Source organism: Qipengyuania sp. S6317L1, assembly GCF_023015615.1.
Lineage (GTDB): Bacteria > Pseudomonadota > Alphaproteobacteria > Sphingomonadales > Sphingomonadaceae > Erythrobacter.
On sequence record NZ_JALKAJ010000003.1, the window covers coordinates 212,166 to 227,177 of the forward strand.

General features: G+C 58.2%; 13 protein-coding genes. 11 read left to right on the forward strand and 2 right to left on the reverse strand.

The features are described 5' to 3' along the window. The first annotated feature begins 134 nt into the window (after positions 1-134). Together MWU38_RS08675 and MWU38_RS08680 are read left to right on the forward strand one after the other, a co-directional pair. A complete protein-coding gene (locus tag MWU38_RS08675; protein ID WP_247271452.1) occupies positions 135-905 on the forward strand; it encodes an SDR family NAD(P)-dependent oxidoreductase in 771 nt (256 codons plus the stop codon). Positions 906-982: 77 nt separating this feature from the next. Further along, positions 983-1,618 carry a class I SAM-dependent methyltransferase gene (locus tag MWU38_RS08680; RefSeq protein WP_247271453.1) on the forward strand — a complete coding sequence of 212 codons (636 nt, stop codon included), beginning with the start codon at positions 983-985 and terminating at the stop codon, positions 1,616-1,618. A 32-nt stretch (positions 1,619-1,650) separates the two neighbouring features. Here the strand turns inward: MWU38_RS08680 and MWU38_RS08685 are convergent, their stop codons facing one another. After that, entirely contained in the window at positions 1,651-4,404 is a 2,754-nt protein-coding gene (locus MWU38_RS08685; protein ID WP_247271454.1) for an Rne/Rng family ribonuclease, read from the reverse strand. A gap of 475 nt (positions 4,405-4,879) precedes the next feature. On the opposite strand from MWU38_RS08685, the gene MWU38_RS08690 reads away from it, so the two are divergent. The 9 genes from MWU38_RS08690 (at position 4,880) to MWU38_RS14990 (ending at position 13,901) form a co-directional block, all read left to right on the forward strand. Beyond that, entirely contained in the window at positions 4,880-5,782 is a 903-nt protein-coding gene (locus tag MWU38_RS08690) for an N-acetylmuramoyl-L-alanine amidase (protein WP_247271455.1), read from the forward strand. 51 nt (positions 5,783-5,833) lie between these two features. Then, a complete protein-coding gene (locus MWU38_RS08695) occupies positions 5,834-8,365 on the forward strand; it encodes a transglycosylase domain-containing protein (RefSeq protein ID WP_247271456.1) in 2,532 nt (843 codons plus the stop codon). After that, positions 8,365-8,895 (forward strand): peroxiredoxin, encoded by a 531-nt coding sequence (locus MWU38_RS08700; RefSeq protein WP_247271457.1) that lies wholly within the window; start codon positions 8,365-8,367, stop codon positions 8,893-8,895. The genes MWU38_RS08695 and MWU38_RS08700 overlap by 1 nt, the downstream gene beginning before the upstream one ends. Before the next feature lie 70 nt (positions 8,896-8,965). Next, entirely contained in the window at positions 8,966-10,093 is a 1,128-nt protein-coding gene (prfB, locus tag MWU38_RS08705; RefSeq protein WP_247271458.1) for a peptide chain release factor 2, read from the forward strand. Next, positions 10,093-10,824 (forward strand): class I SAM-dependent methyltransferase, encoded by a 732-nt coding sequence (locus MWU38_RS08710; protein WP_247271459.1) that lies wholly within the window; start codon positions 10,093-10,095, stop codon positions 10,822-10,824. The genes prfB and MWU38_RS08710 overlap by 1 nt, the downstream gene beginning before the upstream one ends. Before the next feature lie 113 nt (positions 10,825-10,937). Next, entirely contained in the window at positions 10,938-11,447 is a 510-nt protein-coding gene (gene fabA, locus MWU38_RS08715; RefSeq protein ID WP_247271460.1) for a bifunctional 3-hydroxydecanoyl-ACP dehydratase/trans-2-decenoyl-ACP isomerase, read from the forward strand. A gap of 28 nt (positions 11,448-11,475) precedes the next feature. Continuing rightward, on the forward strand, positions 11,476-12,705 hold the full coding sequence (locus tag MWU38_RS08720) for a beta-ketoacyl synthase N-terminal-like domain-containing protein (protein WP_247271461.1): 1,230 nt from the start codon (positions 11,476-11,478) through the stop codon (positions 12,703-12,705). A 6-nt stretch (positions 12,706-12,711) separates the two neighbouring features. Continuing rightward, positions 12,712-13,167: a GNAT family N-acetyltransferase gene (locus MWU38_RS08725; protein ID WP_247271462.1), complete on the forward strand. Its 456-nt coding sequence runs from the start codon at positions 12,712-12,714 to the stop codon at positions 13,165-13,167. Next, positions 13,164-13,901 (forward strand): alpha/beta hydrolase, encoded by a 738-nt coding sequence (locus MWU38_RS14990; protein ID WP_247271463.1) that lies wholly within the window; start codon positions 13,164-13,166, stop codon positions 13,899-13,901. Before MWU38_RS08725 ends, MWU38_RS14990 begins: the two co-directional genes overlap by 4 nt. Here the strand turns inward: MWU38_RS14990 and MWU38_RS08735 are convergent. Continuing rightward, positions 13,878-14,897, reverse strand: coding sequence for a D-glycerate dehydrogenase (locus MWU38_RS08735; RefSeq protein WP_247271464.1), 1,020 nt, complete (start codon positions 14,895-14,897; stop codon positions 13,878-13,880). The genes MWU38_RS14990 and MWU38_RS08735 overlap by 24 nt on opposite strands. Between the last annotated feature and the right edge of the window lie 115 nt (positions 14,898-15,012).

Consider the following 15,012-nt stretch of genomic DNA (forward strand, 5'->3'; position numbering starts at 1 on the left):
GGCGCTTGAATGTCGCAAGGAGCTCTATAATAACCTAAATGTTTCAGGTGTTTGTCGCCTAAAACCTAACGTGACAATTTTCGAGCGTTTTTTATTGGCGGGAACCAGGCGGCTTTGGTTGAGCTATAGCTGTCATGATAGATACAAGAAATGAAGGTGGAAGCGCGCCGCAAGGCGCGAGTGCACAGACGCCGACTAGCGCCGCGATTTTTGGCGCAAGCGGTGGCATTGGCGCAGCGTTGGTCCGCAGGCTCGAGCAATTGGGGTGCGCAAAGGTTTATGCTGGCTCGCGCTCTGGCAGAGGTGATTTCGGTGCCAATGCCATCCCGTTCCGCTTCGATCTTGAGCAAGAGGCCAGCATCGAAGAAGCGGCTGCGATGATGCGCGAGGCTCCGCCACAATGGGTTATCGTCGCGAGCGGTGTCCTGACACTTGAAGGCGGTTCTGGTCCAGAGCGCACATACAAGCGCCTCGATCCGGTTGTGATGGCCAAAGTGTTGTCGCTCAACACCATAGGGCCAGCTATTATCGCCAAACACATGATGCGCCTCATGCCAAGGGATGAAGCTTTTGCTTTTGCTGCGCTGAGTGCCCGTGTGGGTTCGATCGGCGATAACGGGCTGGGGGGCTGGCACTCCTACAGGGCCTCCAAGGCTGCGCTCAATATGCTGCTCAAAAACTTCGCGATCGAGATGGCGCGCACGCATCCACACGGCGTCATAGCAGGGCTACATCCCGGCACGGTCGACACCGCGCTCTCAAATCCCTTTCAAAAAGGTCTGCCCGATGGACAATTGACCCATGCCGATGAGGCGGCGGACAATCTTATTTCGGTTCTGGCTAATCTTACTCCGGACCAATCGGGACAAGTCTATGATTTTGCGGGAAAGTTGATCAAGCCCTAAGAGCCTCGCCCACCGGCAACTTGGCAAGAAGAACCAATTGCGCAACACTACTTCCCAAGATCTAGGGGAGAGGTTTGATGCGCTTTGGCGATTGGTACGATGCGAATGTCGTACCCAAGGTGATCGGCTGCGCTTGCGGGATGGGGCAAGTGATGAAACGCCGTGCGAAAGTCGTGCCGCTGGCAAAGGGCGATGTTTTCGAATTAGGTTGCGGCTGCGGCATCAATCAGGAGTTCTATGACGTTGCTGCGGTGACCAGCTACGCCGGTATTGATCCGCATGACGGGATGCTCGCGACCGCGAGAGAAGCTGTGGCAAAGAAGGGCTGGGCAGTCGAGATGCGCCAGGGGGTCGGCGAGGCCATCCCGTTTGGCGACAATTCGTTTGATACGGCGGTATGCACATTCACGCTTTGCTCGGTGCAGGAACCAGCGCGCGTACTGTCAGAAATGCGCAGGATTTTGCGTCCCGGGGGACAAGTGCTGTTTCTCGAGCATGGCCGCGCACCCGATGCAAATGTCGCCAAATGGCAAGACCGCATAGAGCCTGTCTGGAAGCATCTGGCGGGTGGATGCCACCTGACGCGGCCTATATCGGTCGCCTTTGCAAACGCTGGGTTCGAGGTCGATCAGCTGGGGAAGGGCTATATGCCCAAGACGCCCCGGTGGGCGATGTGGAATGAATGGGGGGCGGCCCGGAAAGTAGGCGAGTAATCTTCGCATCCACTTTCCGAGCCGACCACTAACTACTCACCGAAGGTGCGTTGCCACCAACCCCGTTTTTTGGGGCCGCTATCGTCTGAGTTGCCGTCTGAACTTGCTTCTTCAACCGCAGCGGGCGCGTCTTCTTTTGCCTCAGCCTTGGCCGGTGCTTCTGGTGCAGCGTCGGGTTCAGCAGCCGGAGCCTCAGTCTCAGCTTCGACCTTTTTCTTGCGCGGGGCGCGTTTGCGCTTGGGCTTCTCTTCTTTCGCCTCTTCGGTAGCGGCTTCGTCTGTTGCCGCCTCCTGTGTTGCGGCGTCTTTCGTGTCAGCCTTTTTCGCAGTCGCCCGTTTGCGCCTCGCTGGCTTTTCCTCGGCTGCATCCTCTGCGGGAGTTTCAGCCTCGATATCGGCCTTTTTCTTGCGCGGTGCACGCTTGCGTTTCGGTTTCTCTTCCTTGGCGGGCTTGGCGTCCGCCTCTGGCTCGGAAACAGCGTCCTCTTCTGCATCTGGCGCGGCTACTACCGCGACGTCTTCTTCGACTTTCGCGGCGACCTCTTCGAGAGCTTCGGCGCCCTCTTCGATTGCCTTTTCTTCGCTGTCGCCATCCTGCTTGCGGCGGCGACCTCGGCCACCACGGCGGCGACGGCGCTTGGGCTTGTCTTCTCCATCGCCGGTTTTGTCCGATGCACTCTCGTCCGAAGCATTCTCGTCTGCGTCAGTTTCTTCCGAGTCGTCGTCGCCCTCGCTCGAATTTTCGTCCTGACGCTTCTTGTTGCGGCCACGACCACCACGGCGGCGGCGGCGCTTCTTCCTGGGCTGATCGTCTTCATCGTCGAAGCCTTCTTCAGCTTCTATGTCATCGTCTTCTTCGTCATCGACGATGGGCTCGAACTTGGGCGCTTCGGCAGGGCGCGGGCCCATGCTCGACACGCTCATCTTGGCGCCTTCGTCCTCGCCTTCAGGCGAGACCTCGATGGTGACGCCGTAACGCTCTTCGATTTCGACGAGCTCGCCGCGCTTTTCGTTAAGCATGTAGATCGCAGCTTCCGTGCTAGCGGCAAGCTTGATTACGGTGCCTTTGCCTTTGGCAGCTTCGTCTTCGATCAGGCGAAGCGCGGAGAGGCCGGCGGAGGAGGCGGTGCGAACAAGGCCAGTGCCGTCGCAGTGCGGACACTCGCGCGTGGTCGCCTCAAGGACACCGGTGCGAAGACGCTGCCGGCTCATTTCCATCAGGCCAAAGCCCGAGATGCGGCCAACCTGAATGCGCGCGCGGTCGTTCTTGAGCGCTTCTTTCATCGCCTTTTCGACCTTACGAACGTTGGAGTTGTACTCCATGTCGATAAAGTCGATCACCACGAGGCCGGCCATATCGCGAAGGCGCAATTGCCGGGCGATTTCGCGCGCTGCCTCAAGGTTGGTATGGAGCGCCGTCTGCTCGATGCCATGCTCTTTGGTCGAACGGCCAGAGTTGATGTCGATCGAGACCAGTGCCTCGGTCGGGTTGATGATCAGGTAGCCGCCCGATTTTAGCTGGACCATCGGATCATACATCGCCCTCAGCTGATCTTCGGCACCATAACGTTGGAACAGCGGGACAGGGTCGGAATAGGCTTTCACCCGGCGTGCGTGGCTGGGCATGAGCATTTTCATAAATGCCTTTGCCGATTTGTAGCCTTCGGCCCCTTCGACGATCACTTCCTCGATCTCGCGATTGTAAATATCGCGGATCGCGCGCTTGATCAGGTCGCTATCCGAATGGATCAGCGCAGGCGCAGTCGAGGACAGCGTGTTCTGGCGAATACCGTCCCAAAGACGCGCGAGGTAATCGAAGTCGCGCTTGATCTCGGTCTTTGTCCGTGAAAGACCTGCCGTGCGCACGATCAGGCCCATGCTCTTGGGAAGACTGAGGCTGCTGACGACTTCTTTCAACCGTTTGCGGTCGCTCGATGAGTTGATCTTGCGACTGATCCCCCCGCCGTGGCTGCTGTTGGGCATGAGCACGGTGTAGCGGCCGGCAAGGCTCAGATAAGTGGTGAGGGCCGCGCCCTTGTTGCCGCGTTCTTCCTTGACGACTTGCACCAGCAGAACCTGGCGGCGCTGGATAACGTCCTGAATTTTGTATCGACGGCGAAGCGCCATACGCTTGGCGCGCACTTCGTCGACTTCCTTGGCACGGCTGCGGCCATTACCACTCTTCTTGCCGCGACCTTGACGGCGGCGACCGCGACCACGACGACCACGACGAGGCTTCGTGTCCTCACCGTCATCCGAGTTCTCTTCAGATTCTTCATCGTCGTCGCTGTCGTCATCATCGTCTTCGCCGTCGTCATCCGACGTACCGTCTTCGATGGTGGAGACTTTGTCTTTGTCGCTGGTGTCTATCTCTTCAAGACCGTCTTCGGCCAAATCTTCGGCCAGAGCCTCAGCGCTTTCGTCATCAGCATCATATTCATCGCCGGGGGTAAGGCCTTCTTCCTCTTCCTCAGCGCGAAGGCGTGCCTCTTCTTCGGCGGCTTCGGCCTCTTCAGCCAAGAGCGCTTCGCGGTCGCTTTGCGGGATCTGGTAATAATCCGGGTGGATTTCGTTGAAGGCGAGGAAGCCGTGGCGATTGCCGCCAAAATCGACAAAAGCTGCTTGAAGCGAGGGTTCGACCCGCGTGACTTTTGCTAGATAGATGTTCCCTTTGATCTGCTTGTGTTCAGCAGATTCAAAATCAAATTCCTCAATCCGGTTGCCTTTGAGCACCGCCACCCGGGTTTCTTCCGAGTGGCGCGCGTCGATTAGCATGCGCGTTGCCATTTAAATGTCTCCAAACGCCGAGATCCCGCGGCAGAAAAGCGCGGGAGGGGCGTGTATTGTTGGGGTATTGCGCGCGCGTTTTCAGCAGGGGGCCATGCCTCACTGGACCGGGCCTCTCGCTGTGCGCGCTCGTGGTAAGAACAGCGTCCGGCATGATTGCCAAACTGGACGCCATAAACGTGTCTGCTGTGAACGAGCTGCGGGTCTCTCCCGCGCTGCGACTCGCAAAAACAACAGCGTCAAAGCGCCTTGTGTAGTTTTGCGAGGAGAAGCGTCTCGTCACTGCATCAACCTGTGTGTAACCGGGAGCGGGGGTGAACCCCGAGTGCCCGGCTCTGCGAAAAAAGCGAAAACTGATCGAGCCTGCCTTAGCAGACAAACTCTTAGCGCTTTCATAAGCACAGCTAGCACCGTGGGAAGTTACCCGCAACACTATTGCGCTATCCATACGCAACATTCTAATCCTATGGGCACCATGAGTGTCCGAACTCTCCTCTTGATTGTTCTTGGATTACCCGCCCTTTTGCTCGGCGGGGCCAAAATCGTTGGTACGGATATTCCTGTGCCGCAGTGGGGCCGCGATTACGTGCTGCGTTTTGCCTTTCCGGTTGAAACGCCGGCGCTCGAACTGCCAGAGGTACAGGGGACATCTGACACATCACGGCCCCTGGTTGTTATCGATGCGGGGCATGGCGGACGCGATCCGGGCAAGGTGCAAACACGGGCCGATGGAAGTGAAGTTTACGAAAAAGACCTCGTTCTCGCTCTCAGCCTCGAATTGCGTGACGTTCTGCTGGAAAACGGCGGCATTCGTGTCGCATTGACCCGCGAAGATGATCGTATCATTCCGCTAGCCTATCGCCCTGAAATTGCCAGACGTTTGGGTGCAGACCTGTTTGTCTCCATACACATCGATTCCGCAGGTGAACGATCGGAGGTCTCTGGTGCGACAGTGTATACCCTGTCTAACGAAGCATCGAGCGAGGCAGCCGCACGTTTCGCAGAGCGGGAGAACGCCGCTGACAGCCTGAACGGCATAAGTGTTGAGACCGATAACAGCGCAGTCAGCGATATTCTGGTGGAGTTGAGTCAGGAACGCACGCAAGAGGATGCGCTTGAATTTGCTGACCTCATCCTTCGCGAGGGTGAGGGCAAGATTGACTTTCATCCCTTTGCCAAGCGATCAGCAGCGCTCGCGGTGCTGCGTGCGCCCGATGTCCCCGGTGTTTTGTTCGAAAGCGGATTTGTTACAAACCAGCGCGATCTTGCGCGGTTGATGACCGAGGATGGGAGGCGCGAATACGCCGAGGTCTTGGAGAGTGCTATCCGCGTCTATCTTGCAAGGCGCGCCGACACTGCGACTTCTCCCGGCAGCTAGTGCGGCATAGCCGCTAGCAATTCGCGCCAAACCCTTTTAAATCGAACCACAATGACCAACGAAGCCCCCTTTTCACAGACAACCGCTGACCCAAGCGACCTGTCTTTTCCCGCCTATGTCCGATACCGCGTGACCCGCGATCTTGGCGGCGCGAGTGCATGGTTTGCGGAAAAATGGCGCGCAAGTCTGCTGTTCAAGCTGATCGCCGGCGCAGTGGTTGCCGCGATGCTGATCTGGCTTGCATTGTGGCTTTGGCTGGCGAGTGACTTGCCAGAGGCAGAAAGCCTCGTTGAGTACCAAACCCCGCTCCCAACGGTAGTGCGCGGCGCGGATGGCGAGATTGTCCATTCCTACGCGCGCGAGCGTCGGGTTCAGCTGCAATATGCGGATTTTCCAGATCAGTTGGTTGAGGCATATCTGTCTGCTGAGGACAAGACCTTCTTCAGCCACGGCGGCGTCGATGTCACGGGTACGGCCAATGCGGTGTTCGACTATGCCATAAAATTCGGCTCGGGCGAGCGGGCCGTGGGTGGATCTACCATCACGCAGCAGCTGGCGAAGATCCTGCTTCTGGGGGACGAATATTCGATCAGCCGCAAGCTCAAAGAGATGATCCTTGCAAGCCGGATTGAGGGTGTTCTTGAAAAAGAGGAAATTCTTGAGCTTTACCTAAACGAAATTCCGCTGGGCCGTCGCTCTTTCGGTGTTCAGGCCGCAGCGCGCGCTTATTTCGACAAGGATGTGGGTGAACTTGATCTTCACGAAGTCGCCTTTCTTGCGATCCTTCCCAAGGCGCCGGAGAGGTATGGGCGCGCGGGACAGGAAGAGGCGGCTTTGGCGCGGCGCGATTTTGTGCTCTCGCAGATGGAAGACAACGGCTTTATCACCGAAGCCGAACGGGCCGCCGCCGCCGCTCAACCGTTGGGCCTCGTTCAGCAGCGTTCGCGGCGCAGCGCGGATGCCGGATACTTCCTCGAAGAAGTGCGCCGACAGCTGATCGAGGATTTTGGCGAGACCGCAGAAGACGGTGACAACAGCGTTTATGCAGGCGGCCTGTGGGTGCGCACCTCGCTAGATGTTGCAATGCAGGATGCAGCTCGTGAGAGCCTTCGCCGCGGCCTCGTGCGCTATCACGGTCGCAGAGCCTGGGCTGGGCCGATCGCGACAATCAGTTTTGACGATGGTCCGTGGGCAAGCCAGCTTGCAAGCTCGTTTCTTTCAGTGAATTATGAAGATTGGCGGGTCGGTGTTGTGACCGCCCGCACCGGGTCGTCTGCAACCATCGGTTTTACCAAGGGTGATGAGGCCCCGCTCACCAATTTGCCGAACGCATTGAAAGCGGGCGATGTGATCGCTGTGAGCCCGTCGGGTAATGGCTACCGCGTCGAAACCATTCCAGAGGCACAGGGCGGTCTTGTCGTGCAAAATGCGCAGACTGGCCGCGTTCTCGCGATGCAAGGCGGATTCGATCATCGCCTCACCGACTTTAACCGCGCGACGCAGGCCTATCGTCAGCCCGGTTCGACGATCAAGCCGTTCGTCTATGCGACCGGGCTCGACAACGGCATGACCCCGTCAACCCAGATCGATAACACGCGATACTGTTATTATCAGGGGCGGCAGCTGGGAGAGAAATGTATTCGCGGCGGGCGCGCGGGACAATTCCCGATGCGCTATGGGCTGGAGCAGTCGCAGAATATCATGACGGTGCAGATCGGTATGCAGGCGGGCATGAACAACGTCGTCGATATGATTAAGACGATGGACATCAGCGATGATGCAGATCCTTATGCGGCGACTTCACTCGGCTCGGAGGAAACGACGGTTTCGCGTCTCGTTGCTGCCTATGGAGCGATTGCCAATCACGGGCGGCTGAACACGCCGACGGTTATCGACTATGTGCAGGATCGCAACGGCAAGGTTATCTGGCGCGCCGACCGGCGGCCATGCAACGGGTGCAATCTTGCTGAGTATGATGGATCACCCATGCCGCGCTTTGGCATCAAGGGTCGTCAAGCGATGGATGCGCGCACCGCGTTTCAGATAATGCACATGCTCGAAGGTGTCGTGACCCGCGGAACGGCGACCACTCTGAATGACCTCGGCCTGCCGCTGTTCGGCAAAACCGGCACCACGAGCGGGCCCAAGGACGTGTGGTTCGTGGGCGGCACGCAGCGCATTATTGCCGGTGCCTATATGGGCTTTGACACGCCGCGCAATATGGGCGGCTATGCCTATGGCGGGACGATTGTTGCGCCGATTATCAAAGACCTGATCAAGGCATCGCGTGGCAAATGGTCCGAACTCCCGGCGATCGCGCCAGAGGGTATCCGCATGGTTCGTGTCGATCGCCGCACGGGTAAGCGTGTGCTTGATGGATGGCCCACGGGCGACCCGCGCTCTGATATCATCTGGGAAGCGTTCAAGCCTGATACCGTGCCCGAACGCTCCACAAGGCAGGACGAAATTGCTGCCAAGCGCGACGAGATTCTCGAGCTCATAAGGACTAGCCGCGAGGGGCCTCGAACAAGGAACGAGGGAGAACCTGCAAACTTCGCCGAAGACCAGGGAGGCATTTACTGATGCGAGCATTCAAGTGGGCTATTGGTTTTGGCGTGGCTGCGGTGATGCTGGCCGCTCCCGCCCGCGCTGACCTTCCTGTAGGGGCAGACGCTCCGTCCTTCACCACCAGCGCGGCGCTGGCGGGCAAGCAGATGGGCTTCTCGCTAAACGTTGCCCTGCGCCGTGGTCCGGTCGTGCTCTATTTCTATCCCAAGGCTTTCACCTCTGGCTGCACGCTTGAGGCAAACGCTTTTGCCGAGGCCATGCCCGATTTTCGCGAGGCGGGCGCGAGCGTTGTTGGCATGTCGAACGATGATATCGAGACGCTCAAACGCTTTAGCAAAGAGGAATGTCGCGACGCCTTTCCTGTTGGCATCGCCAACTCTGATCTGATCGAAGAATATGACGTGGCATTGGGAGCCTCGGGCCTTGCCAGTCGCACCTCCTACGTCATTGCACAGGACGGCAAGATCGCAATGGTCCATTCTGACAGCGATTATCGCAGCCACGTGACCAAGACCCTTGCAGCAGTCCGCGCGCTCTCCAAATAATCCACTTTACTTTACAAGTGCGGCCCCGGCGTTCATCGGGGCGGCTCAGATTTGCCTTTAGGAATTGACTATGCGGGCCGAGGCCCAAGCCAATATTGACCGGATCGAAGCAGCGCTCGATCTTGTGCGCCAATCGCTCGATTGGGAGCGCGCTTTGCGGCGTCTTGATGAACTCAATGCGAGAGTTCAGGACCCGAACCTGTGGGATGATCCCAAGGAAGCGCAGAAGGTGAGCCGCGAGCAAAAGCTGCTCGAAAGTGCGGTCGACACTGTCAATCAGATCACCGCCGAGATGGGCGATGCGGTCGAGTTCATCGAAATGGGCGAGGCAGAGGGCGAAGAGAGCATCGTCAATGACGGTCTTGCCAGCCTGGAAAAGCTCGCCGAGCGGGCCGATGCAGATAAGGTGCAAGCACTCCTTTCGGGTGAGGCCGACGCCAACGACACCTACATCGAAATTCACGCAGGCGCAGGCGGCACGGAAAGCCAGGACTGGGCCGAAATGCTTTTCCGCATGTATGGCCGCTGGGCCGAGCGGCGCGGGTTCAAGGTCGAGACGGTAGAATACCAGGCGGGCGATCAGGCGGGCATCAAGTCGGCAACGCTGCTCGTCAAAGGCGAAAACGCTTATGGCTATGCCAAGACGGAAAGCGGGGTCCACCGTCTTGTCCGCATCAGCCCCTATGACAGCGCAGCCAAACGCCACACTTCGTTCTCATCCGTCTGGGTTTACCCAGTGATCGACGATGATATCGACATCGAGATCAACCCCGCCGATCTCAAAGTGGACACCTACCGCGCGAGCGGAGCAGGCGGGCAGCACGTCAACACGACCGATTCAGCTGTTCGGATCACTCACCAACCGACCGGCATTGTCGTGGCCAGCCAAAACGACCGCTCGCAGCACAAGAACCGCGCGACCGCGATGAACATGCTCAAAGCACGGCTGTTCGAACGCGAAATGCAAGAGCGCGAAGCGGCGGCCTCGGGCGAATATCAGGAAAAGAGCGAAATTGGCTGGGGTCACCAGATCCGCTCCTACGTTTTGCAGCCCTATCAGATGGTCAAAGACCTTCGCACAGGATTCACCAGCTCCTCTCCTGACAAGGTGCTTGATGGTGAGATTGACGGCTATATCTCCGCCGCGCTTGCCCAGCGCGTGACCGGCGAAAAAGTTGATGTTGAAGATGTCGAGTGATGCATAATCGGATCGCTTCGATCCAACTGGCATTCGCAGGGCTTTTGCTTGCAGGATGCGATGCGCTGGCGCCTATGCCCGACCGGCCTGAAAGCGTCGCCGAATTTCCGGCAGCCGACCGCACCGTAACCGAACTCTCATCGCAAGAGGCCGATCCCTTCCCGGACGAGGATGAACGCGAAGAGCGCGGCGAAGCGCAAACGGTTATAGAGTTAGCGGATATTGCAGCCGGAATGACCGTTGCCGATATCGGTGCAGGGGAAGGGTACTATACGGTCCGCCTTGGCACGCGCGTTGGCGAGGATGGCCGCGTGCTCGCGCAAGATATCGACCGCGACGCTTTGGAGCGTTTGGGCCGGCGCGTAGAGCGAGAGCGGCTTGAGAATATTTCAATCAAGCTTGGCAGGACCGACGATCCGCAACTTCCCGTGGACAGTTTCGACCGCATTTTTCTCGTCCATGTCTACAGTGAAGTGACCGAACCTTATGCGTTTATGTGGCGCATGTGGCCGGCGCTTTCGCGAGGGGGTCAGGTCATCATCGTCGAGTATGACAGGCCGATCAATACAGGTGGCATCCCGCCTCAGCTGCTGTTCTGCGAGATGGAGGCGGTGGGATACAAGCTTACCGAATTTGTCGAACGTCCCGATCTTGAAAGCTACTTTGCTCGGTTTGAACGCGGGGAAACGCGTGTCGAGCCGCAAGAGATCGAGGCATGCACCAATCGGTGAGTGCAGAAGCGCGCCCATTTGTCCACGAGGTGCAGAGCGCGGCCTTTTCATCGCCCAGACGCAATGCTAGGCGCGCATCACCTAATTAAATAATCAAACGGAGTGTCGCCCGGGTGTCTGAATATCCAACCAGCTTTGATCGTGAAGATTTGCTCAAATGCTCGCGCGGGGAACTGTTTGGTCCCGGCAATGCGCAATTGCCAGCGCCGCCTATGCTGATGATGGACCGGATTACCGATATTTCGGGCGATGGAGGGGAGCATGGCAAGGGCCATGTCGTCGCAGAATACGATATCAATCCGGATCTGTGGTTTTTTGACTGCCACTTTCCCGGCAATCCGATCATGCCAGGTTGTCTGGGGCTCGATGGCTTGTGGCAGCTGACCGGGTTCAATTTGGGCTGGCGTGGTTGGAAGGGGCGCGGCTATGCGCTCGGCGTAGGCGAGGTTAAGCTTACCGGAATGGTGCGGCCTGATCGCAAGATGCTCAAATATTACGTGAATTTCACTAAGGCTGTGCAAACCCGCCGCCTCACAATGGGCGTTGCCGATGGCGTGGTCGAAGCCGATGGCGAAGTCATCTATCAAGTAAAAGACATGAAAGTCGCGCTTTCCGAGGCTTAAGGCCGGATAGCAGCAGCAAGGGGATCAAATGCGCCGCATAGTGATAACGGGACTGGGGATCGTATCCTCAATCGGAAACAATGCCGAAGAGGTGACCGCTTCATTGATAGCCGGAAAATCCGGCATTTCGTTCAACGAGGACATGGCCGAACACGGCTTCCGCTCGCAGGTCGCGGGCGCGATCAATCTGGATGTCAAGGAAGCGATCGACAAGCGCACACTCCGTTTTATGGGGCCGGGTGCTGCCTATGCCTACCTCGCGATGGAACAAGCAATTGCCGACGCTGGTCTAGAGGAAAAAGACGTTATCAACCCGATGACCGGGGTGATTGCAGGCTCCGGCGGGCCCTCAACCTCCGCAATGTTTGCAGCACACCAGACCGTGCTCAAAAGCGGCGCCACCAAGCGTATCGGCCCGCTCGCTGTGCCAAAAACCATGTCTTCGACCGTGAGCGCGAACCTTGCGACCGCGTACCAGATCAAGGGCATGAACTTCTCGATCACATCGGCGTGTTCGACTTCACTCCACTGTATCGGCATGGCTGCGCAGCAGATCGCGCTTGGCGTTCAGGACGTAATGTTCGGCGGCGGCGGCGAAGAGCTCGATTGGACGCTGTCGTGCCTGTTCGATGCGATGGGTGCGATGTCGAGCAAATATAATGACACACCCGAACGTGCGAGCCGTGCTTTTGACGCAGACCGCGATGGTTTTGTCATTGGCGGCGGCGGTGCGATGCTGGTTCTGGAAAGCCTCGAACATGCTCAGGCGCGGGGTGCGAAAATCTATGCCGAGGTCACCGGTTTTTGTGCAACCTCTGACGGCGCAGACATGGTCGCGCCATCGGGCGAGGGCGGTGAGCGGGCTATGGCCGGCGCATTGAAGACCTTGCCAGAGGGCCGCAAGGTTTCTTACATCAATGCCCACGGCACCTCGACACCGGTTGGCGATGTTGGCGAAATCGAAGCCGTCCGACGCGTGTTCGGTGAAGGCTCAACGCCTCCTGTAAGCTCGACCAAGTCGATGACCGGGCACAGCCAAGGCGCCACCGGTGCGCAGGAAGCGGTCTATTGCCTGCTCGCGCTCGAAAACGATTTCATCATCCCGTCGATCAACGTCGAAAATCTCGATCCGGCCCTGAAACCAGAAGAAATTGCCACCGAACTGGTAGAGAATGCCGGGCTCGACACGGTGATGACCAACAGCTTCGGCTTTGGCGGCACCAATGGTTCGATGCTGATGAGCAAATTTCAGGGCTAAAACCAAATGGAGATCCGGCGCAGCGACCTTTCCGAAGCTGAAGTTATTGCGCTAATCGAATTGCATGGGCGCGAGATGGATGCCGGCTCACCACCGGGCACTTGCCATTTCCTCGACCTGTCGGGGCTGAAAGTGCCTGATGTTGAGCTTTATGCCGCTTGGGACGGTGACAGATTGCTCTCAATCGGTGCGCTCAAAATGCATGAAGGCTTTGGAGAGATCAAGTCCATGCGCGCCCACCCGGATGCGCGCGGCACGGGGGCGGGCAAGGCGATGTTGGCCCATCTGGTGGACCGTGCGCGCGAATTGGGTTTTTCGCAGGTGAAGCTTGAAACGGGCAAGGGGCCGGTTTTTGAGGCGGCCCTTGGCCTTTACCGAAGTTTTGGCTTTGCGCCTTGCGGTGCCTTTGCGAACTACGACCCGGGCGACTTTAACAAGCTTTATTCGCTTGAACTGAAGTGACCTACAAGCCTCCCTCGCTCTTCCTGTTTTTGAGGGAGGTGCCGCATATACCGTTTATCTGGGCCTCACGGTGGCGCGAGGCACGCGCTGTGGAGGTTTTGGTCGATCCAGAGGATGACCCGCCGCCAATCATCGTTGTGCCCGGTCTTATGTCGCGCGATATTTCGACCACCTTGCTTCGACGCACGCTAAAGCAATCTGGTTTTCCCACCTACGCTTCCAAAATGGGCTTCATGCGCGGGGTCACGCGCAAACGCATGAAAAAGGCTGAGAAGCGCTTGCGCAAAATCTCGAAACGGCATGGAAGGCCCGTTATTCTGGTGGGTTGGAGCCTTGGCGGGCTTTATGCCCGAGTCCTTGCACAGCGTCACCCCAAGCGCGTTGCCATGGTGGTGACTTTGGGCTCGCCATTTTCGGGAAGTCGCAAGGCTAACAACGCCTGGCGGGTGTACGAATATCTCAACAAGCACACGGTCGATTCGCCACCTGTCAAAGACGACGCGAGCCTTAAGCCGCCTGTCCATACGGTTGCGATCTGGTCGAAGCGCGATGGCATTATCGCGCCGTCAAGTGCGCGAGGTCAGCCGAACGAACGCGATATCGCGATCGAGATGAAGGCGCGGCACATGACCTTTGGGGCAGGGCGCCGCGAGGCCGCGGAGATCGCCTCTATTGTGAAGGACGAATTTGAAAAGGCGCAGAAAGCGGCTTCAACCGCCGACGAGGGCGGTTAGGACCTGATCGGGCGGTCTGTGCCCGTCGGCCCAGAAACGGATGTTGGCGATCACCTTTTCGCCCGATGCCTCGCGACCCTCGACGGTGGCGCTGCCGATATGGGGAAGTGTCATCACGTTGGGGTGCCGGATGAGGCGCGGATCGACCAGAGGTTCGTTCGGATAGACATCTAGGCCAGCACCAGCGAGGTGTCCGGATTGCAGAGCCGCAATAAGCGCCTCTTGGTCGATGATTTCCCCTCGCGCGGTGTTAACAATGCATGAGCCGGGCTTCATCATCCCGATACGCCTTGCATCGATTAGTCCGCGCGTTTCCTCGGTCAAAGGACAGTGCAGGGTGAGAATATCAGCCTCGGCCACGAGCGCATCGACAGTATCGACAAAGCGCGCGCTGAGCATTTTTTCCATTGCTTCGGGCAGTTGGCGCCTTCCGTAATAGGCGATATCCATGCCGAAAGCGCGGGCGCGGTGGGCGACCGCCTGTCCGATCCGGCCCATGCCGATGATGCCCAGGACCTTCCCACCGATCTTGCGTCCCAGCATCCCTGTGGGCGCCCATCCTGTCCATTTGCCGCCGCGAATTAACTCAACGCCTTCCCGGATGCGGCGGGGCACACCGATGATGCCAGCCATCGTCAGATCGGCGGTGTCATCGGTAAAAACGCCGGAGGTGTTGGTGACGATAATCTTACGCTTGGCGGCTGCTTTTAGGTCGATATGCTCAGTGCCTGCGCCAAAATTGGCGATCAGGCGCAGCCTTTCGCCTGCGTTTTCGATCATGTCTGCGTCAATCCGGTCCGTGACCGTGGGGACCAGCACATCGCAGCTCGCCATCGCCTCTGCCAACTGCTCCCGCGTCAATGGCTGATCGGTCTCGTTCAAAACCGTGTCGTAAAGCTCGCTCATTCGCGCTTCGACCGAGGGCGCCAAGTGGCGTGTGATGACGACTTTGGGTCTGCCAGAGGCAAAGTGCGGAGGGCTTATATGATCGGACATTACACCAAAAGCGCTACTGGTATTGGCCCATGAACGTCAAGCTGGCTTTCCCGGAATGAGACGGGCAAACGAGGCTTTACATTTGTTCATCTTGAAAAGTTGAGATCGTCTTGGT

Coding starts and splice junctions, on each gene's coding strand:
- MWU38_RS08675 (WP_247271452.1), top strand. CDS start 135: ATGATAGATACAAGAAATGAAGGTGGAAGCGCGCCGCAAGGCGCGAGT.
- MWU38_RS08680 (WP_247271453.1), top strand. CDS start 983: ATGCGCTTTGGCGATTGGTACGATGCGAATGTCGTACCCAAGGTGATC.
- MWU38_RS08685 (WP_247271454.1), bottom strand. CDS start 4,404: ATGGCAACGCGCATGCTAATCGACGCGCGCCACTCGGAAGAAACCCGG.
- MWU38_RS08690 (WP_247271455.1), top strand. CDS start 4,880: ATGAGTGTCCGAACTCTCCTCTTGATTGTTCTTGGATTACCCGCCCTT.
- MWU38_RS08695 (WP_247271456.1), top strand. CDS start 5,834: ATGACCAACGAAGCCCCCTTTTCACAGACAACCGCTGACCCAAGCGAC.
- MWU38_RS08700 (WP_247271457.1), top strand. CDS start 8,365: ATGCGAGCATTCAAGTGGGCTATTGGTTTTGGCGTGGCTGCGGTGATG.
- prfB (WP_247271458.1), top strand. CDS start 8,966: ATGCGGGCCGAGGCCCAAGCCAATATTGACCGGATCGAAGCAGCGCTC.
- MWU38_RS08710 (WP_247271459.1), top strand. CDS start 10,093: ATGCATAATCGGATCGCTTCGATCCAACTGGCATTCGCAGGGCTTTTG.
- MWU38_RS08720 (WP_247271461.1), top strand. CDS start 11,476: ATGCGCCGCATAGTGATAACGGGACTGGGGATCGTATCCTCAATCGGA.
- MWU38_RS08725 (WP_247271462.1), top strand. CDS start 12,712: ATGGAGATCCGGCGCAGCGACCTTTCCGAAGCTGAAGTTATTGCGCTA.
- MWU38_RS08735 (WP_247271464.1), bottom strand. CDS start 14,897: ATGTCCGATCATATAAGCCCTCCGCACTTTGCCTCTGGCAGACCCAAA.